This is a genomic window from Chimaeribacter californicus (genome assembly GCF_002858675.1).
GTDB classification, from domain to species: Bacteria; Pseudomonadota; Gammaproteobacteria; order Enterobacterales; family Enterobacteriaceae; genus Chimaeribacter; species Chimaeribacter californicus.
In genome coordinates, this window is sequence record NZ_PJZF01000015.1 from 90,207 (window position 1) to 114,759 (window position 24,553).

Annotated in this window: 23 protein-coding genes; 18 read left to right on the plus strand and 5 right to left on the minus strand. The window is 61.0% G+C overall.

What is annotated here, in order from left to right; genetic code table 11:
- Nucleotides 1-110: 110 nt before the first annotated feature.
- Entirely contained in the window at nucleotides 111-1,187 is a 1,077-nt protein-coding gene (locus tag CYR55_RS16220; RefSeq protein ID WP_101817437.1) for a DMT family transporter, read from the plus strand.
- On the opposite strand, the gene CYR55_RS16225 is transcribed toward CYR55_RS16220, so the two are convergent.
- A complete protein-coding gene (locus tag CYR55_RS16225) occupies nucleotides 1,111-2,004 on the minus strand; it encodes a DMT family transporter (protein WP_101817402.1) in 894 nt (297 codons plus the stop codon). The two genes, CYR55_RS16220 and CYR55_RS16225, sit on opposite strands and share 77 nt — an antisense overlap.
- A gap of 99 nt (nucleotides 2,005-2,103) precedes the next feature.
- On the opposite strand from CYR55_RS16225, the gene CYR55_RS16230 reads away from it, so the two are divergent.
- From CYR55_RS16230 to hisP, 15 genes are all read left to right on the plus strand, one after another.
- Nucleotides 2,104-2,922 (plus strand): AraC family transcriptional regulator, encoded by an 819-nt coding sequence (locus CYR55_RS16230; RefSeq protein ID WP_101817403.1) that lies wholly within the window; start codon nucleotides 2,104-2,106, stop codon nucleotides 2,920-2,922.
- An 88-nt stretch (nucleotides 2,923-3,010) separates the two neighbouring features.
- Nucleotides 3,011-4,150, plus strand: a complete 1,140-nt coding sequence (locus tag CYR55_RS16235) for a DUF3410 domain-containing protein (protein ID WP_101817404.1) — start codon at nucleotides 3,011-3,013, stop codon at nucleotides 4,148-4,150.
- Nucleotides 4,151-4,218: 68 nt separating this feature from the next.
- Entirely contained in the window at nucleotides 4,219-5,229 is a 1,011-nt protein-coding gene (locus CYR55_RS16240) for an aspartate-semialdehyde dehydrogenase (protein ID WP_101817405.1), read from the plus strand.
- Nucleotides 5,229-6,077, plus strand: a complete 849-nt coding sequence (gene truA / locus CYR55_RS16245; RefSeq protein WP_101817406.1) for a tRNA pseudouridine(38-40) synthase TruA — start codon at nucleotides 5,229-5,231, stop codon at nucleotides 6,075-6,077. The genes CYR55_RS16240 and truA overlap by 1 nt, the downstream gene beginning before the upstream one ends.
- A gap of 80 nt (nucleotides 6,078-6,157) precedes the next feature.
- Nucleotides 6,158-6,820: a DedA family protein gene (locus tag CYR55_RS16250; protein ID WP_101817407.1), complete on the plus strand. Its 663-nt coding sequence runs from the start codon at nucleotides 6,158-6,160 to the stop codon at nucleotides 6,818-6,820.
- A 254-nt stretch (nucleotides 6,821-7,074) separates the two neighbouring features.
- Nucleotides 7,075-7,992, plus strand: coding sequence for an acetyl-CoA carboxylase, carboxyltransferase subunit beta (accD, locus tag CYR55_RS16255; RefSeq protein ID WP_101817408.1), 918 nt, complete (start codon nucleotides 7,075-7,077; stop codon nucleotides 7,990-7,992).
- Between the two features lie 144 nt (nucleotides 7,993-8,136).
- Complete coding sequence (folC, locus tag CYR55_RS16260; protein ID WP_101817409.1) at nucleotides 8,137-9,435, plus strand: bifunctional tetrahydrofolate synthase/dihydrofolate synthase; 1,299 nt, start codon at nucleotides 8,137-8,139, stop codon at nucleotides 9,433-9,435.
- Nucleotides 9,425-10,171, plus strand: a complete 747-nt coding sequence (dedD, locus tag CYR55_RS16265) for a cell division protein DedD (protein ID WP_101817410.1) — start codon at nucleotides 9,425-9,427, stop codon at nucleotides 10,169-10,171. Before folC ends, dedD begins: the two co-directional genes overlap by 11 nt.
- A 217-nt stretch (nucleotides 10,172-10,388) precedes the next feature.
- A complete protein-coding gene (gene cvpA / locus CYR55_RS16270) occupies nucleotides 10,389-10,880 on the plus strand; it encodes a colicin V production protein (RefSeq protein WP_101817411.1) in 492 nt (163 codons plus the stop codon).
- A 30-nt stretch (nucleotides 10,881-10,910) separates the two neighbouring features.
- Nucleotides 10,911-12,428: an amidophosphoribosyltransferase gene (purF, locus tag CYR55_RS16275; RefSeq protein ID WP_101817412.1), complete on the plus strand. Its 1,518-nt coding sequence runs from the start codon at nucleotides 10,911-10,913 to the stop codon at nucleotides 12,426-12,428.
- A gap of 112 nt (nucleotides 12,429-12,540) precedes the next feature.
- The gene (locus CYR55_RS16280; RefSeq protein ID WP_101817413.1) at nucleotides 12,541-13,113 is read left to right on the plus strand and encodes a UbiX family flavin prenyltransferase; all 573 of its coding nucleotides are present in this window, start codon (nucleotides 12,541-12,543) and stop codon (nucleotides 13,111-13,113) included.
- A 292-nt stretch (nucleotides 13,114-13,405) separates the two neighbouring features.
- On the plus strand, nucleotides 13,406-14,185 hold the full coding sequence (gene hisJ, locus CYR55_RS16285; RefSeq protein WP_101817414.1) for a histidine ABC transporter substrate-binding protein HisJ: 780 nt from the start codon (nucleotides 13,406-13,408) through the stop codon (nucleotides 14,183-14,185).
- 64 nt (nucleotides 14,186-14,249) lie between these two features.
- Nucleotides 14,250-14,936 (plus strand): histidine ABC transporter permease HisQ, encoded by a 687-nt coding sequence (locus CYR55_RS16290; RefSeq protein WP_101817415.1) that lies wholly within the window; start codon nucleotides 14,250-14,252, stop codon nucleotides 14,934-14,936.
- A complete protein-coding gene (locus CYR55_RS16295) occupies nucleotides 14,933-15,649 on the plus strand; it encodes an ABC transporter permease (protein ID WP_101817416.1) in 717 nt (238 codons plus the stop codon). The genes CYR55_RS16290 and CYR55_RS16295 overlap by 4 nt, the downstream gene beginning before the upstream one ends.
- 30 nt (nucleotides 15,650-15,679) lie before the next feature.
- On the plus strand, nucleotides 15,680-16,453 hold the full coding sequence (gene hisP / locus CYR55_RS16300) for a histidine ABC transporter ATP-binding protein HisP (RefSeq protein WP_101817417.1): 774 nt from the start codon (nucleotides 15,680-15,682) through the stop codon (nucleotides 16,451-16,453).
- A 25-nt stretch (nucleotides 16,454-16,478) separates the two neighbouring features.
- Here hisP and pepT read toward each other — a convergent pair whose 3' ends face one another.
- Nucleotides 16,479-17,711, minus strand: coding sequence for a peptidase T (gene pepT, locus CYR55_RS16305; RefSeq protein ID WP_101817418.1), 1,233 nt, complete (start codon nucleotides 17,709-17,711; stop codon nucleotides 16,479-16,481).
- A gap of 133 nt (nucleotides 17,712-17,844) precedes the next feature.
- Between pepT and CYR55_RS16310 the strand changes: the two genes are divergently transcribed.
- Nucleotides 17,845-19,440, plus strand: coding sequence for an ABC transporter substrate-binding protein (locus CYR55_RS16310; protein WP_101817419.1), 1,596 nt, complete (start codon nucleotides 17,845-17,847; stop codon nucleotides 19,438-19,440).
- A 3-nt stretch (nucleotides 19,441-19,443) separates the two neighbouring features.
- Here CYR55_RS16310 and CYR55_RS16315 read toward each other — a convergent pair whose 3' ends face one another.
- Nucleotides 19,444-20,343, minus strand: a complete 900-nt coding sequence (locus CYR55_RS16315; protein ID WP_101817420.1) for a TIGR01777 family oxidoreductase — start codon at nucleotides 20,341-20,343, stop codon at nucleotides 19,444-19,446.
- 150 nt (nucleotides 20,344-20,493) lie between these two features.
- A complete protein-coding gene (yfcG, locus tag CYR55_RS16320) occupies nucleotides 20,494-21,117 on the minus strand; it encodes a GSH-dependent disulfide bond oxidoreductase (protein ID WP_101817421.1) in 624 nt (207 codons plus the stop codon).
- A gap of 503 nt (nucleotides 21,118-21,620) precedes the next feature.
- Between yfcG and yfcD the strand changes: the two genes are divergently transcribed.
- A complete protein-coding gene (gene yfcD / locus CYR55_RS16325) occupies nucleotides 21,621-22,265 on the plus strand; it encodes an NUDIX hydrolase YfcD (protein WP_241522167.1) in 645 nt (214 codons plus the stop codon).
- A 71-nt stretch (nucleotides 22,266-22,336) separates the two neighbouring features.
- On the opposite strand, the gene pta is transcribed toward yfcD, so the two are convergent.
- Nucleotides 22,337-24,493 (minus strand): phosphate acetyltransferase, encoded by a 2,157-nt coding sequence (gene pta / locus CYR55_RS16330; protein ID WP_175580813.1) that lies wholly within the window; start codon nucleotides 24,491-24,493, stop codon nucleotides 22,337-22,339.
- Nucleotides 24,494-24,553 lie beyond the last annotated feature (60 nt).

The window sequence follows — 24,553 nt, forward strand, 5'->3', positions numbered from 1 at the left end:
TATCAGCATAAAGTGGCCTGCTTAAGATTAATAGTAAGTGGCTCTGGCCGGAAAGGGGGCGCGGCGTAAAATTGCGAATAATGGTTTTTATTGTTATCAGAGAGGATGTTATGCCGATCTCCACCGTAACAGCGCCCGCAGGCACCCCCACGGCGGGTGGCCTGCTTGCCCGCGCCGGGAACGGGTTTTCGCTGGCGGTGCTGAGCGCCTTTCTGCTGGCATTTACCGCCATCATCATCCGCGTGCTTACGGAGCAGTACCGGCTGCCCGCGCTGGTGCTGGCTTTCTGGCGGGCGGCGCTGGTGGCGGCGGTGCTGTTTCCGGTGCTGCTCTGTGTGCGGCCGCAGTGGCTGCGCCTCAGCTGGGCACGGTTGCGCTTTTATGCGCTGTTCGGGCTGGTGCTGGCGCTGTTCAATGCGCTCTGGACGTTCTCCATCATGCTGAACGGCGCGTCTGTCGCCACCATCCTCAGCTACTTTTCAGTGGGGTTTACGGTGTTTCTCGGCTGGGCCTGCTTTGGTGAGCGGCTGAGCGCCCGGCAGCTGGCGGTGATCGGCATCAGCCTGATTGGCTGTGCGCTGGTCAGCCTGTGCGGCAGCGCCGGGGCGGCGCACACCGGCCTGTTCGGCCTGCTGATTGGCGTGCTGACCGGCGCCGGTTCCACGCTGTATGCGCTGTGCGGGCGGCTGGCGAGCCGTCGCGGCTACCCGGAGTGGAATACCATTCTGTATGTGTTCGCCTTCGCGGCGCTTTACCAGTTGCTGTTCAACACGGTGGCCGGGCACCTGCCGGTACCGGACGGCAGCCTGACCGGCAGCCTCTGGTTTTTATCGCGGGGGGAGGCCGGCATTCAGTGGCACGGCTGGGGGCTGTTGTTGCTGCTGGCCGCGGGGCCGACCCTGCTGGGCTTCGGCCTGTATAACCTCAGCCTGAAAACCCTGCCGCTGGCGGTGGCTAACCTGATCCTGTCGCTGGAGCTGGTGTTTACCGCTGCCATCGCCTTTGTGTTGCTGGGGGAAACCCTGACGCCGTGGCAACTGCTGGGCAGCGCCCTGATGCTGGCCGGCGTCGGGCTGATGCGCCGCACAACGGGCGCGAAAGGGGAGGGCGTCAGGGATCAGCGCGCTTCACCGGGCGCAGCAGCGGCGTGCGCAGGCGCTGCGCCAGGAAAACCCCCAGCAGCGTGACGCCGCCGCCAATCAGGTGATAGCTGTGCAACTGCTCATGCAGGAACAGCACCGCGATGACCGCCGTAAACAGCGGCGTCAGGTTCATAAAGATCGAGGTGGTGTTCGCCCCCAGCCGCATCACGCCCTGAATCCACAGGAATGGCGCAATCAGCGAGGCTGGGATGCCGGCGAACAGCACCAGCGGGATATTCTGCGGTGTCAGGGCCACGTCCGGCGTCATCAGGAAATTGGGCAGCAACAGCAGCACGCCGAACAGGATCTGCACATATAACGATTGCCAGTTCGGCAACGGGATCGCCCAGCGCCGGGTCAGCACGCCGTAACAGGCGTACGAGGCTGACGCGGCAAACATCATCAGCTCACCGCTGCCGATGCCGTGCGTCAGCAACTGCCCCGGCCGGCCGGCGCTCACCAGCCACAGCAGGCCGCCGAAGGAGAGTACGCCGCCGAGCGCCATGCCGCGCGTGGGCGCGATACCGAGCAGCACAATGCTGAACAGGATGGTCAGCAACGGAATCAGCGAACTGAGAATGCCCATAAACAGCGCGCTGACGCTGTGCGCAGCGTAATAGGCCAGGCTCTGGTAGAGCACCATCCCGAGCAGCCCGAGCACCAGCAGTTTCCCCAGCTGCGGGCCCAGCGTCTGCCGGTTACGCCACAGGCCGGGCAGCACAAAGGGCGTCAGCACCAGCAAGGCCAGCAGCCAGCGGTAGAAAGAGATGGCCGCCGGATCAATGGCGCCGGCCGCGATTTTGCTGACCACGGCATTCAGTGACCAAATCAGTACCGCCAGCAGCGGAAAAAGCGCATTCATAGTGAAACTCGTCTCAATCTCAGAAAAGCGCTAGTGTACGATTGTCTGGTTTGATAGAGATAGCGATAACCCGACATCCCATGCGCATAACAGGACAACATGCCACGCCCACACACCACCTTTGCCCCGCCGGCGCACTATCCTTTGTTGCCGGTGACCGCCCCCGGCGACAGCGCGGCGCTGCCGCGGCATCTTTTTTTCCGCGAAGAGCATCATGACCCCTTCACCGATTTTCTGCCCCATACGCACCCCTGGGGCCAGGTGATCTATGTGAAAAGCGGGGTGGTGTCGCTGAATGTGGGCGGCCAGCGCTTTCTGGCACCGCCGGAGTTCGCCGTCTGGTTACCGCCGCTCCACGAGCACAGCAGCTCCAGCCGCCGCGCCACCCGCTTCCGCTCCATTAATATTGCGCCGTCACTCTGCCATGGCCTGCCGGAATCCCCTTGTTTGCTCGGCGTCAGCGCGATTTTCACCGCCATTGTGGATGACTGCTTCGCCCGCCAGCTGGCGGAACCGGCCACGCGCAGTGACCTGCGGCTCTGCCGGGTGCTGATCGACCAGCTGCGGCGCTCGTCGCTCCAGCGCACCTACCTGCCGACCTCGCAGGACAAGCTGCTCGCGCCGGTGCTGCGTGAACTGGAGCGCAACCCGGCAGACAACACGCCGCTCGGCGTCTGGGCGCAGCGCGTCTACACCACCGAGCGAACCCTGTCGCGCCGTTGCCGCCAGGATCTGGGCATGGCGTTCAGCGAATGGCGGCAGCGCCTGCGGTTTTTACATGCCATTTCACTGCTCGAGCAGGGGAAAAGCGTACAGCAGGTAGCGCTGGAGCTGGGGTACAGCGGCTCCAGTGCCTTTATCGCCATGTTCCGGCAGATCGCCGGCACCACGCCGGAGCGCTTCCGCCGTGCGCAATAGTCTGGGTTTCGCCTGAAGTAATGGGATTCTGCGCCATTCAGTGGCAGAATATTTGCCCTTCTTTACCGCTTAGCTGCCGGAGTGTGCCGTGAAAATCCTGGTTGATGAAAATATGCCGTATGCCCAGACCCTGTTCAGCCGCCTGGGGGATGTCCAGGCGGTGCCCGGCCGCCCGATCCCGCGGGAGGCGCTGCTGGGGGCTGACGCGCTGATGGTACGCTCCGTGACCAAAGTGAATGCCGATCTGCTGACCGGCACCGGGGTGAAATTTGTCGGCACCGCCACGGCGGGCACCGACCACGTGGATGAAGCCTGGCTGGCCGCACAGGACATCGGCTTTTCTGCCGCGCCGGGCTGCAATGCCATTGCCGTGGTGGAGTATGTTTTCTCCGCGCTGATGATCCTCGCCCAGCGCGACGGCTGGCAACTGCGGGACAAAACCGTGGGGATTGTGGGCGTCGGCAACGTTGGCTCACGCCTGCAGGCCCGCTTTGAAGCGCTGGGCGTGAAAACCTTGCTGTGCGATCCGCCGCGCGCCGCGCGCGGTGACGCCGGCCCGTTCTGGCCGCTGGAGAAGCTGGTGGCCGAGGCGGATATTCTCACCTTCCACACGCCGCTGTATAAAGACGGCCCGTACCGCACCCAACACCTGGTGGACGCAGAGCTGCTGGCCGCCCTGCCGGACAACCGCGTGCTGATCAACGCCTGCCGCGGTGAAGTAGTGGACAACGCCGCGCTGCTGGCCGCCCTCAACGGCGGCAAGGTGCTGAGCACCGTGCTGGATGTGTGGGAGCCGGAGCCGGATCTCTCCCTGCCGCTGCTGCGCGCGGTGGACATCGGCACTGCGCACATCGCCGGTTACAGCCTGGAGGGCAAGGCGCGCGGCACCACGCAGGTGTTTGAGGCGTACAGCCGCTTCCTGGGGCAGCCGCACGCGGTGCCGCTGGAGACGCTGCTGCCGGTGCCGGATGTCAGTGAGGTGACGCTGAACGGCTCCCTGGTCGCCCATCTCGATGAGGGAACCCTGCTGCGCCTGATGCACCTGGTGTATGATGTGCGCCGTGATGATGCCCCGCTGCGGCGGGTGGCCGGTATCCCCGGTGAATTCGACAAATTGCGGAAGTTTTATCAGGAGCGGCGCGAATGGTCGTCGCTCTGCATACAGTGTGACGACGAGGCCACGGCCGCGTTGCTGACCCGGCTCGGCTTTACCGCCCGGCTACGCTAAGCGCGTCACCCCTCTTTTCATGGGCGGCAGTGACCGCCCTTTGTTTTTGTTTTTCTGGAGAAACCACTATGTCTGACGGCTGGAACATTGCCCTGTTGGGGGCCACAGGCGCGGTAGGCAACGCCTTACTGGAATTGCTGGAGGAACGTCAGTTCCCGGTGGGGGAGCTTTTCCCGCTGGCCAGCGATCGCAGCGCCGGTGAGACCCTGCGTTTCAACGGGAAATCGGTGATGGTACAGGACGCCGCGCAGTTTGACTGGTCGCAGGCGCAACTGGCGTTTTTTGTGGCCGGCACAGAGGCCACTGCACGTTATGCGGACGAAGCAGGCAACGCCGGGTGCCTGGTGATTGACAGCAGCGGCCTGTTTGCGCTGGAGCCGGATGTGCCGCTGGTGGTGCCGGGCGTGAACCCGCAGGTGCTGGCGGATTACCGTAACCGCAACATCGTGGCGCTGGCCGACAGCCTGACCAGCCAGCTGCTGACCGCCATCAAACCGCTGACCGAACAGGCCGGGCTTTCCCGCCTGCACGTCACCAGCCTGATTTCTGCCTCGGCGCACGGCAAGGCCGCGGTGGACGATCTGGCCGGACAGAGCGCCCGCCTGCTTAACGGCCTGCCGGTGGAGCAGAGCCTGTTCAGCAAGCAGCTGGCGTTCAACCTGTTGCCGCTGCTGGCAGATGAAGAGGGCAGTGTGCGCCAGGAGCGCCGCCTGGTGGATCAGGTGCGCAAGGTGTTGCAGGACGAAGGGCTGCCGATCTCCGTGAACTGCATCCAGTCGCCGGTGTTTTATGGCCAGGCGCAGGTGGTGAGCCTGGAGGCGTTGCGCCCGATGGCCGCCGATGAGGCGCGTGACGCCTTCCAGACCGTCGAAGAGATCCAGCTGAGTGATGAGCAGGACTTCCCGACGCAGGTGACGGATGCTTCCGGCAACGATGCGCTGAGCATCGGCTGCGTGCGTAATGACTACGGCATCCCGGAGATCCTGCAATTCTGGTCGGTGGCGGACAATATCCGCTTCGGCGGCGCCTTGATGGCCGTGGAAACCGCTGAGAAGCTGGTGCAGGAGTACATGTACTGATGTCTGAGGCCGTGACCCTGCCGTCGGAACCGGCGGCAGGCCAGTTAAAAATTGCGCTGGGTATTGAGTATGACGGCAGCCGTTATTTCGGCTGGCAGCGGCAGCAGGAGGTCGCCAGCGTGCAGGGCTGCCTCGAGCAGGCGCTCAGTAAGGTGGCCGCCCACCCGGTCAGCGTCTTCTGCGCCGGGCGCACGGACGCCGGGGTGCATGCCACCGGGCAGGTGGTGCATTTCACCACCGATGCGGTGCGCAAAGATGCCGCGTGGACCATGGGGGTCAATACCCATCTGCCGCGTGACATCGCCGTGCGCTGGGTAAAAACCGTGGAGGAGGATTTCCACGCCCGTTTCAGCGCCACCGCCCGCCGCTACCGGTATGTGATTTATAACCACCGCTACCGCCCGGCGATCCTCCAGCAGGGGGTGACGCACTACCACCAGCCGCTGGATGAGCACCGGATGCAGCGCGCGGCGCAGAGCCTGCTGGGGGAGAATGACTTCACCTCTTTCCGGGCGGTGCAGTGCCAGTCACGCACCCCGTGGCGCAATGTAAAGCATGTAAATATTACACGCCTGGGTCACTATATTGTGGTAGATATCAAGGCCAACGCCTTCGTCCACCATATGGTGCGCAACATTGTCGGCAGCCTGATGGAGATCGGCTGCGGTAACCAGCCGGAGACGTGGATGGCCGACCTGCTGGCGCTGAAAGATCGCACGCAGGCGGCGGCCACGGCCCGCGCTGAAGGGCTTTATCTGGTGTCGGTGGATTACCCGGCACGCTTTGATCTGCCGGCCCCGCCATTGGGGCCGCTGTTCCTGCCGGATGATCTTGTCCCGGCACACTGACAGGCAACACAGGGACCCGGTTCGCCGGGTATACGTTTAAACCTGCGGGGTTGTTACCTGCATCACAGAAGATGGGCCCTATGGAATTCATCCATTTCGTTATTGATTTTATTCTGCATATTGATGTTCATCTGGCAGAACTGGTCGCGCAGTATGGCGTGTGGATTTACGGCATTCTCTTCCTGATCCTGTTTTGTGAAACCGGGCTGGTGGTCACCCCGTTCCTGCCGGGCGATTCCCTGCTGTTTGTGGCGGGTGCGCTGGCGGCATTGCCGTCCAACAGCCTGGATGTGCATGTGATGGCGTTTCTGATGGTCTGCGCCGCCGTGCTGGGCGATGCAGTGAATTACACTATCGGCCGCCTGTTTGGTAACCGGTTGTTCAGTAACCCTGATTCTAAAATTTTCCGTCAGAGCTACCTGACCAAAACCCACCAGTTTTATGACAAGCACGGCGGGAAAACCATTATCCTGGCGCGTTTTGTGCCGATCGTCCGGACATTTGCGCCGTTTGTGGCCGGGATGGGGCATATGTCCTACCGCCATTTCGCCGCCTATAACGTGGTGGGCGGGCTGCTGTGGGTACTGCTGTTCACCTATGCCGGTTACCTGTTTGGTGACCTGCCGGTGGTGCAGGAGAACCTGAAGCTCTTGATTGTCGGCATTATCCTTGTTTCAATTCTGCCGGGCATTATTGAAGTGTGGCGTCACCGCCGCGCTGCTGCGCGGGCGCAAAAACAGTAAAACAGGGTGGCGCCGTCACATTATTGTTAAGTTTTGACGACATAAACCTAACGGTTCGACCAGTTTTTTATCCACAGTGTCGATCCGTTATGGTTTAATGAGCGGCATTTATGGTCTGTCCGTGCGGACACCCTAATGTCAGTGCCTTAGTGGCGCCGTAGCGGCGCACATCTCGGGCATTTTTTTATGGGTCGGTTTACGGCGGACAAGAACAGTGGACCGGCAATGGCCGGGTTCAAACAGAAAGGTCATCAATGAGCTGGATTGAACGAATTCTCAATAAGAGCACAATCACCCAAACCCGTCGGGCGAACATTCCTGAAGGGGTCTGGACCAAATGTGACAGCTGCGGTCAGGTTCTCTACCGCGCCGAGCTGGAACGTAACCTGATGGTGTGCCCTAAGTGCGACCATCACATGCCGATTGCCGCGCGCATGCGCCTGCATACCTTCCTGGATGAAGGCAGCGACGTGGAACTGGGCAGTGAGCTTGAGCCGAAAGACGTACTGAAGTTTAAGGATTCCAAAAAGTATAAAGATCGCCTGAGCGCGGCCCAGAAAGAGACCAACGAGAAAGATGCGTTGATCGTCATGAAGGGCACGCTGCACGGGATGCCGGTCGTGGTTGCTTCCTTTGAGTTCGCCTTTATGGGCGGCTCCATGGCCTCGGTGGTCGGTGCGCGCTTTGTGCGTGCGGTCGAGCAGGCGCTGGAAGACAACTGCCCGCTGGTCTGCTTCTCCTCCAGCGGCGGCGCACGTATGCAGGAAGCGCTGATGTCGCTGATGCAGATGGCGAAAACCAGTGCGGCGCTGGCCAAACTCCAGGAGCGCGGCCTGCCGTACATCTCCGTGCTCACTGACCCGACCATGGGCGGCGTCTCCGCGAGCCTGGCGATGCTGGGCGATCTGAACGTGGCGGAACCGAAAGCGCGTATCGGCTTTGCCGGTCGCCGCGTGATCGAGCAGACCGTGCGTGAGAAACTGCCGGCGGACTTCCAGACCAGTGAGTTCCTGCTCCAGAAGGGCGCGATCGACATGATCATCCGCCGCCCTGAGATGCGCGGCAAACTGGCCAGCATCCTCTCCAAGCTGACGCACCACCCGGAACCGAATGTGGTGGTTCACGTGGTTGACAGCGACGACGTGGTCAGCGACAACCAGCAGGACGCCTGACCAGCCCGGTAACAACCGGCAACGGGTGGCCGCCGCGGCAGCCACCCGCCACCTGACAAGGGGCACCACCTGCGCCGACGTCGTGGGTGGTGCATTGTCCACTACCGTTGCGCCATACGCAGCGTAAGCAAGCGAACGGGACACATGCAAACTCAACGCACTCCCCACGCCACGTCGCCCCTGGCCGCGTGGCTTCATTACCTCGAACACCTTCATTCCCAGGCGATTGACCTGGGCCTTGACCGCGTCAAACGCGTCGCGGAACGCCTCTCCCTGCTCAAACCCGCCCCCTTTGTTTTCACCGTCGCCGGGACTAACGGCAAAGGCACCACCTGCCGCACGCTGGAAGCGATTCTGATGGCGGCCGGTTACCGGGTGGGCGTGTACAGCTCGCCGCATCTGGTGCGTTACACCGAACGGGTACGCATTCAGGGGCAGGAGCTGCCGGAAGCGGCACACTGCGCCTCATTTGCCCAGCTTGAGGCCGGGCGCGGCGACATCTCCCTGACCTATTTCGAGTACGGCACCCTCTCTGCGCTGCAACTGTTTCAGCAGTCCGCGCTGGATGTGGTGATCCTGGAAGTCGGGCTGGGCGGCCGGCTGGATGCCACCAATATTGTGGATGCCGATGTCGGGGTGATCACCAGCATCGCGCTGGACCACACCGACTGGCTGGGGCCGGACCGCGAAAGCATCGGCCGCGAGAAGGCGGGAATTTTCCGGCCGGGCCGCCCGGCCGTGGTCGGGGAACCGGCGATGCCGCACACCATTGCGGACGTGGCGCGCGAGCTCGGCGCAGCGCTCCATGCGCGCGGCGCTGACTGGCACTTCAGCGTGCAGGCCACCAGCTGGCAATGGCAGGCGGGCGGCCGGGTAGTGGCCGATCTGCCGCTGCCGCAGGTGCCGCTCGACAATGCCGCGACCGCGCTGGCCGCGCTGCACTACGCCCAGCCTGCGTTGACGGCGGCGGTGCCTGCGCACACGGTCGATGAAGAGGCGATCCGCCAGGGGTTGCAACAGGCGATGCTGCCGGGGCGCTTCCAGACGGTCAGTGAATCCCCGCGGCTGATTCTGGATGTGGCGCACAACCCGCACGCCGCTGCCTATCTGGCAGAGCGGCTGGCCGCGTTGCCGAAGCAGGGCGGCCGGGTGCGTGCCGTGGCCGGGATGCTGGCGGACAAAGACATCGCCGGGACGCTGGCCTGCCTTACGCCGCAGGTGGATGTCTGGTACTGCGCGCCGCTGGAAGGGCCGCGCGGGGCCACGGCGGCACAGCTGGCGGAACACCTGGCAGAAGCGCGGCAGTTTGCGGATGTCGAGACGGCCTGGCGACAGGCCATGCAGGATGCTGATGATCATGACATCGTGATTGTCTGCGGGTCATTTCATACCGTGGCGCATGTCATGGCGGTATTAGAGGCAGGGAACAGCAGTGGCAAGTAAGTTTCAGAACCGCCTGGTCGGCACCATCATCCTGGTGGCCGTGGGGGTGATCGTGTTGCCGGGCCTGCTGGACGGCAAAAAGAAGCATTATGAGGATGAGTTCGCGGCCATTCCGCTGGTGCCGAAAGCCGGTGACAGCCAGGAGAATGACGCGGTGCCGCCGGTAACCCAGTCACTGCCTGCCCAGCCGCCGGAAGGCGCAGGCCAGGCAGTCGGCGCGGCCAGCCAGCCGGCGGCCGGGCAGGGCAGCGCGGCAGAGGTGCCGGAGACCGCACCGGCGCAGCGCGCCCCGGACGCGGCACCACCGGTCACGGTCACTAAACCCACGCAACCGGAAAAAGCGGCACCGAAACCGGCAGAGCCGAAGCCGCAACCGGTGAAACCGGTGGAGAAGCCGAAGCCTGAACCGAAACCGGAACCGAAGCCGGCAGAACCGAAACCGCAGCCGAAACCGGAGATCAAACCGCAACCCACCGAGACGGCCCCGGCCGGGCAGGCGTATATCGTCCAGCTCGGCGCGCTGAAAAATGCCGCCAAGGTAAATGAGATTGTGGCCAGCCTGCGCCTGTCGGGCTATCGCGCCTATACCGTGCCGTCCACGCCGGTGCAGGGGCAGATCACCCGCATCTTCGTGGGGCCGGACGCCTCGAAGCAGAAGCTTCAGTCCGCCTTGCCGGAGATGAACCAGTTAAGCGGGCTGAGCGGGCAGGTCCGGGCATACAGCGCCGGGCGCTAGTTCCGGCCCATCAAACGGGGTACCGCCAGGTGCCCCGTTTCCTCTTTCAGGGAGAGAGAAGACCGGCACCCCACGCTATGTTTCTGCCTGGATTGATGTTTTTATAATCAGTATTAATTATTTGCGACAGGGCCGGATTTCCCCTACGCAAACGTTTTCTTTTTCTGTTAGAATTCGCCGCGAATTGGATGCGGGGCGGATCATCATTGGAATAACCATGGTCTGGATCGATTTCGTCATCATTGCAGTTATTGGATTTTCGGCTCTGGTCAGCCTGATCCGGGGATTTGTCCGCGAAGCGTTGTCACTGGTTACCTGGGGATGTGCGTTCTTTGTGGCCAGTCATTACTATCCCTACCTTGCTATCTACTTCACCCGTTTTCAAGAGGAACTGGTCCGGAACGGAATCGCAATCGGCATCTTATTTATCGCGACGTTGCTCGTAGGTGCCGTTGTTAACTATGTGATTGGCTCGCTGGTGGAGCGCACCGGGCTGTCAGGAACAGACCGGGTGCTGGGCGTGTGTTTCGGCGCGCTGCGCGGTGTACTGATTGTTGCCGCTATCCTGTTTTTTCTGGATACCTTTACCGGCTTTTCACAAAGTGCTGACTGGAAACAGTCTCAGTTGATTCCGCAGTTCAGCTATATCATCAGGTGGTTTTTCAGCTACCTGCAGAGCACGTCGAGTTTCTTGCCGCAGCATCTCTAACTGCGGCAGCGCTGATGAGGAAAAGACAACATGTGCGGTATTGTCGGGATCGCCGGTTTTATGCCGGTAAACCAGTCGATTTATGACGCGTTAACGGTGCTCCAGCACCGTGGGCAGGATGCCGCAGGCATCATCACCATTGATGCCAACAACGGCTTCCGTCTGCGTAAAGCAAACGGCCTGGTGAAGGATGTATTTGAAGCCCGGCATATGCAACGCCTGCAGGGTAACATGGGCATCGGCCATGTCCGCTACCCGACCGCCGGCAGTTCCAGTGCGTCTGAAGCGCAGCCTTTTTACGTCAACTCCCCGTTCGGCATTACCCTGGCGCACAACGGTAACCTGACCAACGCCCACGAACTGCGCAGCAAGCTGTTCGAAGGGGCGCGTCGCCATGTGAACACCACCTCTGACTCCGAAATCCTGCTGAATATCTTTGCCAGCGAGCTGGACCGTTTCCAGCACTATCCGCTGGAAGCGGAAAACATCTTCTCCGCGGTGGCGGCGATGAACCGGCAGATCCGCGGCGCATACGCCTGCGTGGCGATGATCATCGGCCACGGGCTGGTGGCGTTCCGTGACCCGAACGGCATCCGCCCGCTGGTGATCGGCAAGCGCGCCCTGGAAGATGGCCGCAACGAGTATATGGTCGCCTCCGAGAGCGTGGCGCTGGATACGCTGGGCTTTGAGTTCCTGCGTGACGTGGCCCCGGGCGAAGCGGTCTATATCACCGCGAAAGGGCAGCTCTTTACCCGCCAGTGTGCGGATAACCCGAAGAGCAACCCTTGCCTGTTCGAATACGTCTACTTTGCGCGCCCGGACTCCTTTATCGACAAAATTTCCGTCTACAGCGCCCGCGTGCGCATGGGCGAAAAGCTGGGCAATAAAATTGCCCGCGAATGGGAAGATCTCGACATCGATGTGGTAATCCCGATCCCGGAAACCTCCAACGACATCGCGCTGGAGATTGCCCGCATCCTGAACAAGCCTTACCGCCAGGGCTTTGTGAAGAACCGTTACGTCGGCCGTACCTTTATCATGCCGGGCCAGCAGGCGCGCCGCCAGTCAGTGCGCCGCAAGCTGAACGCCAACCGTGCCGAGTTCCGTGACAAGAACGTGCTGCTGGTGGATGACTCCATCGTGCGCGGCACCACCTCAGAGCAGATCGTGCAAATGGCGCGTGATGCCGGTGCCAAGCGCGTTTATCTCGCTTCCGCCGCCCCGGAGATCCGGTTCCCGAACGTGTACGGCATCGACATGCCGAGCGTGAACGAGCTGATCGCCCATGGCCGTGAAGTCAGTGAAATCAACCAGCTGATCGGTGCAGACGCGCTGATCTTCCAGGATTTGAATGACCTGATCGACGCCGTGCGTGAAGACAACCCAGACATCGAGCAGTTTGAGTGCTCCGTGTTTGACGGCATCTACGTGACCAAAGATGTGGACCAGGGTTACCTGGAGCATCTGGAAGCGCTGCGTAATGACGATGCCAAGGCGCTGCGCGGCCAGCAGGAAGTGGAAAATCTGGAAATGCATAACGAGGGCTGATAATTCCCGCTGCTTTCGTTACCATACCCTGCTGAGAGGGCCAGGCTTGCCTGGCCCTGTTTTTTTTGTGCGGCGGACGGTTGCCCGGCGCGATCACTTCCGAGGGAAAAGCATGAAACGTCTCATCATTGGCATCTCCGGTGCCAGCGGCGCCATTTATGGCGTGCGCCTGTTGCAGGTTCTGCGTGAGGTTGAAGGGATTGAAACCCATCTGGTGATGAGCAATGCCGCCCGCCAGACGCTGGCGCTGGAGACGGACTACGCCCTGCGCGATGTGCAGGCGCTGGCCGACGTGGTGCACGATGCACGTGACATTGCGGCCAGCATCTCTTCCGGCTCGTTTAAAACCGCCGGGATGGTGATTTTGCCGTGCTCGATCAAAACCCTGTCCGGCATTGTGAACAGCTTCACCGACAGCCTGGTGACGCGCGCGGCGGATGTGGTGCTGAAAGAGCGCCGCCCGCTGGTGCTGTGCGTGCGCGAGACGCCGTTGCATCTCGGCCACCTGCGCTTAATGACCCAGGCCGCCGAACTGGGGGCGGTCATCATGCCGCCGGTACCGGCCTTCTATCACCGACCCGAAAGCGTGCAGGCGATCGTCGATCAGACGGTAAACCGCGTCCTGGATCAGTTCGACATTGAATTACCTGACGATCTGTTTACCCGCTGGCAGGGTGCGCGTTAAATATTTGTGACATAGATTGCCCTATAACTGATCACACTTTCTGCTTTGCACCATAATTGATCCTGATGCGGTCATTTATGGTGCATGCTCACCGGCGGCCTGCCGGATGAGCCTGATACCCCGTTATGTTCATTCTCTGAATTGCGCTTAAGGCGCGCGTTATCCCCTGTTTCTGCAGCGCGCCACGGCACTTTTTTTGCGCACCCGCCACGCCTGCATAAACGGCATGGAAACTGCATAAACCGAAAGGAAATGCTGGGTTTGGCATCATAAAATAATTTGAGGGTACGCTATGAACAAGCTGGTCAAAGTCCTTCCCCTGGTATTGGCGTTTGCGGCCGTACACAGTTTTGCCGCCGTGCCGAAAGATATCCGTATCGGCACCGATCCCACTTATGCCCCGTTTGAATCAAAAAATGCCAGTGGTCAGTTGGTAGGGTTTGATATCGATTTGGCCAAAGAGCTGTGCAAACGCATTGAAGCGAAATGTACGTTTGTGGAAAGCGACTTCGACGCGCTGATTCCGTCGCTGAAAGCGAAGAAGATCGACGCCATTATTTCGTCCCTCTCTATCACTGAAAAGCGTGAAAAAGAGATCGCCTTTACCGACAAGCTGTTTGCCGCCAACGCGCGCCTGATTGCCAAGAAAGGCTCACCGATTCTGCCGACGCTGGAGGCGCTGCGCGGCAAGCGGGTGGGCGTGTTGCAAGGCTCAACCCAGGAAGCGTATGCCAATGCGATGTGGCAGCCGAAGGGCATCGACGTGGTGGCGTACCAGAACCAGGACTTAATTTATGCAGACCTCGATTCCGGGCGCATCGACGCCGCCTTCCAGGATGAAGTGGCCGCCAGTGAAGGCTTCCTGAAGCAGCCGGTCGGCAAAAACTATGCGTTCGCCGGGGAAGCGGTGAAAGATGACAAATTCTTTGGCGTCGGCACCGGCATGGGGCTGCGCAAAGATGAGACCGAACTCCGGGAGGCGCTGAACAAGGCCTTTGCCGAGATGCGCAAAGACGGCACCTACGACAAGTTCGCCAAACAGTATTTTGACTTTGACGTCTACGGCGGCTGATGCCCGCACCGTTTCCGCAGGGGCGCCCGCCCCTGCGTTGCTCCCGTAATACAGAGAAACCGCCATGCTTGACGGGTATTCCCAACTGATTTTACAGGGTGCGCTGGTCACGCTTGAACTGGCGCTTTCGTCCGTGCTGCTGGCCGTGGTGATTGGGCTGGCAGGCGCGGGGGGTAAGCTCTCCCAACGCCGGCTGCTGCGCAGCCTTTTCAACGGCTACACCACGCTTATCCGCGGCGTGCCCGACCTGGTGCTGATGCTGCTGATTTTCTACGGCCTGCAAATCGCCCTGAACAGCCTGACCGATCTGGCCGGGATGGCGCAGATCAACATCGACCCGCTGACGGCGGGCATCATCACCCTGGGCTTTATCTACGGTGCCTACTTCACCGAAACCTTCCGGGGCGCGTTTATGGCGGTGCCGCGCGGGCAGATTGAGGCGGCCACGGCGTATGGCTTCAGCGGCGTGCAGATTTTCCGCCGTATCCTGTTCCCGGCGATGATGCGCTTCGCACTGCCGGGCATCGGCAATAACTGGCAGGTGATCCTGAAAGCCACCGCGCTGGTGTCGCTGCTGGGGCTGAATGACGTGGTCAAAGCGACACAGCTGGCGGGGAAAGGCACCTACCAGCCGTTCTTTTTTGCCATGGTGGCCGGGGCGATTTACCTGATTTTCACCACGCTCTCCAATGGGGTGCTGTGGTGGCTGGCGCGGCGTTATTCGATGGGTGTGAAGAGGGGCGAGCTATGATCGAGATTTTGCAACAGTACGGCATGGCGCTGCTCTGGAGCGACGGCTACCGCCTCACCGGGCTGGCCGTGACCCTGTGGCTGCTGATTTCGTCAGTGGTGGTGGGCGGCCTGCTGGCGATCCCGATGGCGGTGGGGCGGGTGTCGCCGCTGCGTTGGGTCAGCCTGCCGATTTGGTTTTATACCTATGTGTTTCGCGGCACGCCGCTGTATGTGCAGCTGCTGGTGTTCTACTCCGGCATGTACAGCCTGGATATCGTGCGCGGCACCGAGTTTCTCAATACCTTTTTCCGCAGCGGGCTGAACTGCACCATCCTGGCATTGACGCTCAATACCTGCGCCTACACCACCGAAATTTTCGCCGGGGCGATCCGCGCTGTGCCGCACGGTGAGATTGAGGCGGCCAACGCCTACGGCTTTTCCCGCTTCAAACTCTACCGCTGCATCATTCTGCCGTCGGCGCTGCGCACCGCGCTGCCCGCCTACAGCAATGAGGTGATTTTGATGCTGCACTCCACGGCGCTGGCCTTTACCGCCACCGTGCCGGATATTTTAAAGATTGCCCGCGACATCAACTCCGCCACCTACCAGCCGTTTTACGCCTTCGGCATTGCGGCGGTGATTTACCTGGCAATCTCCTTTGTGCTGATCGGCCTGTTCCGGCAGGCGGAGCGGCGCTGGCTGGCCCACGTCAGGCCGCAGCGCGCGCACTGACCGATAACTTTTTTTTGCGGAATTCTGACCATGGCTGACAACAAACTGGCGGTGACCGAACTGCACAAGCGCTACGGCGACCATGAAGTGCTGAAAGGGGTCTCGCTGTATGCCAATGCCGGTGATGTCATCAGCATCATCGGCTCCTCCGGTTCGGGCAAGAGTACGTTCCTGCGCTGCATCAACTTCCTGGAAAAGCCGAGTGAAGGGTCGATAAGCGTCAATAATCAGGACATCCGTATGGTGCGGGATAAGGACGGCCAGCTGAAGGTGTTTGATAAGAAACAGCTGCAGCTGCTGCGCACCAAACTCACCATGGTGTTCCAGCACTTCAACCTCTGGAGCCACATGACGGTGCTGGAGAATGTGATGGAAGCGCCGATCCAGGTACTGGGCTTAAGCAAAGCGGAGGCGCGCGAGCGGGCGATCCGTTACCTCGACAAAGTCGGGATCGATGAACGGGCGCGCGCCAAATACCCGGTCAACCTCTCCGGCGGCCAGCAGCAGCGGGTGTCGATTGCGCGCGCGCTGGCGATGGAGCCGGAGGTGCTGCTGTTTGACGAGCCGACCTCCGCCCTCGACCCGGAGCTGGTGGGCGAAGTGTTGCGCATTATGCAGAAGCTGGCGGAAGAGGGGAAAACCATGGTGGTGGTGACGCATGAGATGGAGTTTGCCCGCCATGTGTCGAGCCAGGTGATCTTTTTGCATCAGGGGGTCATTGAGGAGCAGGGGCCGCCGGCTGCGCTGTTCAGTAACCCGAAAAGTGCGCGCCTGCGGCAGTTCCTGTCAGGCGCGCTGAAATAGCCTGCCGCAGCAGCAGGCCAGAGGCTTACTGCCGGGCGGCCAGCCGGCAGAGCGCCAGCGTCATCTCATAGGATTTCACAAAGGCGCCAATCGGCAGGAATTCAAAGCGCGAATGGAAGTTGTGCGCACCGGTGAAGTAGTTCGGCGTCAGCAGCCCTTTGGCTGACAGCGCCGCGCCATCAGTGCCGCCGCGCATCGGGATCACTTTCGGCTCAATGCCTGCCTGATCCATGGCCGCAAAGATCAGGTCGATCGCCCGGCGATCGTCGCCGATCGCGTTGGCGATGTTGCTGTAGACGTCGCTGATTTTGAACTCTACTTTGGCGCGCGGGTAACGGCGGGCGATGATCTCGGCCACGTCGCCAATCCGCTGTTTGCGCCGCAGGAAGCTGTCGGCATCGAAGTCACGGATCGCCGCTTTCAGGTGCGCGACATTGACGTTGGCGCTCATCTCCTGGAACCAGGTGTAGCCTTCGCGCCCCTCGGTGTGTTCCGGGGTTTCGTTGCGGTCGAAATGGCTGATGAAGTCATGGGCCATCAGCAGCGGGTTGATCAGCACATCCTTGGCGGACATCGGGTGCGCCGGGATGCCGGTGAAACTCAGCTCGACGCCGGCGGCGTTGAAGTTCTCATACACCACTTCGCCCTGTTCACAGCAGTCGATGGTGTAGGCAAAATCGACATCAAAGCGCGCCAGATCCAGCGCTTTCGCGCCGCGCAGGCCGATCTCCTCGTCTGGCACAAACGCCACCACGATGTCACCATGCGGCGTTTCCGGCGTCAGGTTGGCCAGCAAGGTCATCACCACCGTGACGGCCGCTTTATTGTCTGCACCCAGCACGCTGGTGCCGTCACTGAAAATGATCGGCTGGCCCTGATAGGCGGCGATTTCCGGGTGATCGTTGACCCGCAGCCAGATATCTTTTTCGGCGTTCAGGCAGAGATCGTCCCCCGTAAAGGTGAGGATCTGCGGGTGAATGTGCGGCGACAGGCCGACATCCACCGTGTCGATATGGGTAATGAAACCGATGCGCGGCGCGCCCGGCTGGTTGCCCGGCTTCACGGCAGTCACCGTGGCGTGCTCATCCACCACCACCTGTTGCAGGCCGAGCTGGCGAAGCTCGTCTGCCAGCAGCGCCGCCAGCTCATGCTGGCCGGGGGTACTTGGCAGGGTCGTGGCGGCCGCGTCACTCTGGGTCGTAATGGCCAGATAGCGGAAAAAACGTTCAGTAAGCTGGTCGGCAAGCGCGTTTTGCATGGTTATTCCCCGGGTGTCCACGTTCATACGTTTTTCATATATAACAACTTGTTACCAAATATCGCAGGAATGGTAATCTGTTTTGGTTCTGCGTTCTACGTCATTTGTCCTTTACCTCAGGCAAGGAAAACCAATGAAGAAAAACAGAATAGGGTTAGTGGCCGCATTGCTCACGGCCGGGCTGGCGTCCAACGCCCCGGCGCAGACGCTGGTGTTCTGCTCAGAAGGCGCGCCGGAAAGCTTTAACCCGCAGCTCACCACCTCCGGCACCACGGTCGATGCCACCTCCGTGACAATTTATAACCGCCTGGTGGATTTCAAGGTCGGCGGCACCACACTGGAACCAAGCCTCGCCGAGCGGTGGGACATCAGCCCTGACGGCAAAGTGTACACCTTCCATTTGCGTAAAGATGTGAAATTCCAGACCACCAAAAACTTCACGCCCACCCGCAATTTCAACGCCGACGATGTGATCTTTTCATTTATGCGGCAAAAAGATCCGGCCAACCCTTACCATAACGTCTCCGGCGGGGTTTACGCCAACTTTGACAGCATGGCGCTGGGCACGCTGATCACCGCCATCGACAAACCGGATGACTACACGGTGCGCTTCACGCTGGCACACGCCGAAGCGCCGTTCCTGGCGGATCTCGGCATGTATTTCGCGTCGATTCTGTCAAAAGAGTATGCCGACCAGATGCTGAAAGCGGGCACGCCGGAGAAAGTCGATACCCAGCCGGTGGGCACCGGGCCGTTCCAGCTGGTGCAGTACCAGAAGGATTCACGCATTCTTTACAAGGCGTTTGACCACTACTGGGAGGGCAAGCCGAAGCTCGACCGGCTGGTGTTCACCATTACCCCGGATGCGGCGGTGCGCTATGCCAAGCTGGAGAAGAATGAGTGCCAGGTGATGCCGTTCCCCAACCCGGCCGATCTGCCGCGGATGCGCAAGAACCCGGATCTCACCCTGATGGAGAAACCGGGGCTGAACATCGGTTTCCTGGCGTTTAATGTGAAAAAACCGCCGCTGGATAACCTCAAGGTGCGGCAGGCGCTGGCGCTGGCGGTGAATAAACCGGCGATTATGGAGGCCGTGTTCAACGGCACCGGCCAGCCGGCGAAAAACCTGCTGCCGCCCGGCGTCTGGAGCGCTAATACGGCGGTGCAGGATTACCCTTATGATCCGGCGCAGGCGAAAAAATTGCTGGCGGAGGCCGGGCTGGGGCAGGGCTTCGCCATTGACCTGTGGGCGATGCCGGTGCAGCGCCCCTATAACCCGAATGCCCGCCGGATGGCGGAGATGATTCAGGCTGACTGGGCGAAAATCGGCGTAAAAGCGACCATTGTCACCTATGAGTGGGGCGAATACCTGCAACGGGTGAAACGCGGCGAACACCAGACTGCGCTGATGGGCTGGACCACCGCCAACGCCGACCCGGATAATTTCTTCGGCCCGCTTTACAGCTGTGCCTCGGCCAACGGCGGCTCCAACTCCTCCCAGTGGTGCTACCCGCCGTTTGACAAGCTGATCACCGCCGCGCGTGCCACCACCGACCAGAACCAGCGCATCGCCATGTACCAGCAGGCGCAGGTGATGATGCACGAACAGGTGCCGGCGCTGATGATTGCGCACTCGACCATTTTCGAGCCGGTGCGCAAAGAGGTGGTGAATTACCAGATCGATCCGTTTGGCAAGCACATCTTCCGTTATGTCTCGCTGAAGGAGTAGAGGTTAGCGGCGCGCCAGCACGTTGCTCAGCGCCGCCTCCAGCTCGGAAAAGCGGAAATGGAAACCGGCCGCCTCCAGCCGTTTGGGAATGGCGCGCTGGCCGGTGAGTACCAGCACCGCCGCCTCGCCCATCAGCAGCCGTACCGCGAAGGCCGGCACGCGCACAAAGGCCGGGCGGTGCAGCACCTCCGCCAGCGTGGCGGCGAATTTGTCATTGTGGACCGGGTAGGGCGCGACCAGGTTGAAGGCGCCGCGCAGTTGCGCATGGTGCAGCAGGTAAAGAATACCGGCCACCATGTCGTCCAGGTGGATCCACGGCAGGTATTGGCGGCCATGACCAAAGGGGCCACCCAGCCCCAGCCGGAACGGCGGCACCATTTTCGCCAGCGCGCCGCCATGCGGGGCCAGTACCATGCCGGTACGTAACAGGCAGACGCGCGTCTGCGGGCTTTCTGCCGTCAGCGCCAGTTCTTCCCAGCGGGCGCAGAGCTGGTGGGTAAATTCGTCATGCGGTACCTCTTCTTCGGTGACCACCGCCTCGCCCTGATCGCCGTAATAGCCGGTGGCCGAGCCGGAGATAAACACGGAAGGCGGCACGGTGCTGGCGGTGATCAGCGACGCCAGTTGACCGGTGAGTTGCCAGCGGCTGTCGCACAAGCGACGCTTCTGCTCCTGGCTCCAGCGGCGGTCGGCAATCGGCTCACCGGCCAGGTTAATAACTGCATCGATGCCGTCCAGCGTGCGCTGCCCGCCGAGCGACGTCCAGCAGGTGACATCCTCCCCCAGAATGGCCCGCGCCCGCGCTTCATTACGCGTCAGCACCGTGACCTGATGATGGGCCTGAAGTTGCGCCATCAGATGGCGGCCAATCAGGCCGGTTGCGCCGGTTATCAGCACGTGCATATTGGGTTCCCGTCCAGACAGTAAAGACTCTTCTTAGCATAGGCGATACGCTGCCGCCGTCATGCGACGGAGCCGCTATTTTCACCTGAATCAACGGGGTGGGGCAGGAAAGGCAGCCCCCGTGGCCGGGAAACTGCCGGGCGCACGGGGTCAGTGGGCCAGTTGGTAAGCTTTCACGGTAGCCGGGCGGGCTTTGATACGCTCGAACCAGTTGCGGACAGCCGGGAATTGCGCCAGATCGATACGCTGGCGCTCATGGGAGACCACCCAGGGGTAGGTGGCGATGTCCGCAATGCTGTACTGATCCCCGGCCAGATAGGGCTTTTTCTCCAGCTGGGTATTGAGCACGCCATACAGGCGCCGGGTTTCGGTCTGGTAACGCTCAATCGCGTAAGGGACCGGCTGCGGCGCATAGTGGGTGAAATGGTGGTTCTGGCCCAGCATCGGCCCGAAGCCGCCCACCTGCCAGAATAGCCATTGCAGGGCTGAGGCGCGCTCGCGCAGCTCCTGGCTCAGCAGTTTGCCGGTTTTCTCCGCCAGGTAGAGCAGAATGGCACCTGACTCAAAAATGCTGACCGGGGCGCCGCCGTCAATCGGCTGTGTATCGACAATCGCCGGGATTTTATTATTCGGGGAAATGGCCAGAAACTCCGGCTTAAATTGGTCACCGGCGCTGATGTCGATCGGGTGAAGGCGGTAAGGCAAGCCCGCTTCCTCAAGGAAAAGGGTGATTTTATGTCCGTTCGGGGTCGGTGCGTAATACAGGTCAATCATCGTGCCTCCTGCGTTAGGTGATCTGTAAGTCATTACACGGGCGGGCATGCAGGCCCGTCATCCAAAACAACCAGGCTAGAATAACAGCTAAGAATAGCAGGCAATGCGGGAATAGTCCGATGCTGTCTGTGTCCGGTTTGGCACCGGAAAGTGGTGCGTGTGTCACGGCGATAGCAGTAACAGGTAATGACACGGCCGCCGCCATTGTTTTTGCCCCCCGGTCACCTTTATCATCCCGCTGCATTGCCCCGCTTGCATGGGGAGGAGGTGTTGATTTATGGTCATAGACACCTTCCCATCACGGAGCGCGGGGCACGTTTTCACGGTTGCGCCAGGGCTACCCGCACGCGATGCCGTTGCCATAAAACAGCCAGTGCTATAAAACAGCGATGGCGATAACTACAGCCATTGCAATAACAACAGCCATTGCGATAACAACAGATTATCGGCCGTAACAACCCTAATCGCGCGGGGACCCGCGCCCAGAAAGAAGGTTTCAGAGGATGGATCAAGGTCAGACTGCGTACACTGAAGAGTGGGTGGACATTGTTGACGAGCAGAACGAAGTGATTGCTCAGTCCAGTCGTCAGCAGATGCGTGCACAACGGCTGCGCCACCGCGCCACCTATATCGTGGTACATGACGGCATGGGTAAAATCCTGGTTCAGCGCCGCACCGACAGCAAGGATTACTATCCGGGCTGGCTGGATGCCACCGCCGGTGGCGTGGTGCAGAGCGGCGAAAATGTGCTGGAGTCCGCCCGTCGTGAAGCCGAGGAGGAACTGGGCATTGCCGGGGTGCCGTTCGCCGAGCATGGGCTGTTCTATTTCGAAGAGGAGCATTGCCGCGTCTGGGGCGGGCTGTTCAGCTGCGTTTCCCACGGGCCGTTTGCCTTGCAGGAAGAGGAGGTGGTGGAGGTAAGCTGGATGCTGCCGGAGGAGATCACCGCCCGCTGTGACGAATTTACCCCGGACTCGCTGAAAGCCCTGTCACTCTGGCTGAGCCGCAATAACCAGCAGGATTACGGCAAACCGCTGGTGCGCGACGAGAAACCTCAGCCGGTGGCGGCGGAAAAGGGATTATTGAATGACACGCTGAAAAAGAGCGATCCGCAGCCCGACGCGCATGACGAGACCCCCACGGCCTGATCCACAGGCCATCGCCTGAAAACAGGCAAAAAAACGCCGGCATCTGCCGGCGTTTCTGTGTTGGCGAACGGTTACTCTTTTTCTGCCAGCGCGGCCGTCTGGGTTTCGGCCTGGGCGGACTGGATCGCCGTCAGCGCCACGGTGTAGACGATGTCATCCACCAGCGCACCGCGGGAGAGGTCATTCACCGGCTTGCGCATCCCCTGCAACATCGGCCCAATCGACACCAGATCCGCTGAACGCTGCACCGCCTTATAGGTGGTGTTGCCGGTGTTGAGATCCGGGAAGATAAACACCGTGGCTTTCCCGGCGACCGGCGAATTCGGTGCCTTGGAGAGCGCCACGTCCGCCATGATGGCGGCATCATATTGCAGCGGGCCGTCGATGATCAGATCCGGGCGTTTCTCCTGCGCCAGCCGGGTGGCTTCACGCACTTTTTCTACGTCACTGCCTGCACCGGAGGTGCCGGTGGAGTAGGAGATCATCGCCACGCGCGGCTCGATGCCGAAGGCGGCGGCGGAATCCGCGGACTGGATGGCGATCTCAGAGAGCTGTTCTGCGGTCGGGTCCGGGTTGATGGCGCAGTCGCCATACACCAGCACCTGATCCGGCAGCAGCATAAAGAACACCGAGGAGACCAGGGAGCTGCCCGGCGCGGTTTTGATCAGCTGCAACGGCGGGCGGATGGTGTTGGCGGTGGTGTGCACCGCACCGGAGACCAGGCCATCCACTTCGCCCTGTTCCAGCATCAGCGTGCCGAGCACCACGTTGTCTTCCAGTTGCTCGCGCGCCACCACTTCGGTCATGCCTTTGCTTTTACGCAACTCCACCAGACGCGGCACATAGTTTTCACGCACCTCTTCCGGGTTGACGATGGTCACGCCCTTGCCGAGCTCCACGCCCTGAACCGTCGCGACGCGCTGGATCTCATCCGGGTTACCGAGCAGCACACATTCGGCGATACCGCGTTCCGCACAGATGGCGGCCGCTTTGACGGTGCGCGGTTCGTCACCTTCCGGCAGCACAATGCGTTTGCCGGCTTTGCGCGCCAGCTCGGTCAGCTCATAGCGGAAGGCCGGCGGCGACAGGCGGCGCGAACGCTCGGAGGCGGCCGTCAGGGATTCGACCCAGTCGCTGTTAATGTGGCTGGCGACATAGTTTTGCAGCTTCTCCACCCGCTGGTGGTCGTCGGCCGGCACTTCCAGGTTGAAGCTCTGCAGGCTCAGCGAGGTCTGCCAGGTGTTGGTGTTCACCATAAATACCGGCAGGCCGGTCTGGAAGGCGCGTTCACACAGGCGGTTAATGCGCTCATCAATTTCATAGCCGCCGGTCAGCAGCAGGGCACCAATCTCTACGCCGTTCATCGCCGCCAGGCAGGCCGAGACCAGCACGTCCGGGCGGTCAGCGGAGGTCACCAGCAGCGAGCCGGGGCGGAAGTGCTCCAGCATGTGCGGGATGCTGCGCGCGCAGAAGGTCACGGACTTCACACGGCGGGTGTTGATGTCCCCTTCATTGATGATGCGTGCGTTGAGGTGCTTGGCCATGTCGATGGCGCGGGTGGCGATCAGGTCGAAACTCCACGGGATGCAGCCGAGCACCGGCAGCGGGCTGTTGGCAAACAGCAGTTTCGGATCGATATTCGCCACGTTGGCTTTGGTGGAGTCATCAAAGATCTCGGAGAGATCCGGGCGGGTGCGGCCCTGTTCATCCACCGGGGCGTTGAGTTTATTGATGATAACGCCGGTGATGTTTTTATTTTTGCTGCCGCCAAAGCTGGAGCGCGCCAGTTCAATGCGCTCTTTCAGCTGGGCCGGGGAGTCATTGCCCAGCGCCAGCACAAACACAATCTCAGCGTTCAGGGTTTTGGCAATCTCATAGTTCAGCGCGTTGGCAAACTGGTGTTTGCGGGTCGGTACCAGCCCTTCGACCAGTACCACGTCGGCGTCTTTGGTGTTTTCGTGGTAGCGGGCCACGATCTCTTCCATCAGCACATCCTGCTGGTTGGAGCTGAGCAGCGCTTCGACGTGGCTCATACGCAGCGGTTCTGCGGCGGTCACGCTGGAGTTGGCACGGATGATGGTGGTGGTCTGGTCAGGTGCGTCACCCCCGGTCCGTGGCTGGGCAATGGGTTTGAAAATGCTCAGGCTGACGCCTTTCTGTTCCATGGCGCGAATGACACCCAAACTGACGCTGGTCAGGCCGACGCTGGTGCCGGTGGGGATCAACATAATTGTACGGGACACGGCTTACCCTCTTTTTTATGATGCAAGAGTGGAAACAACACCGCC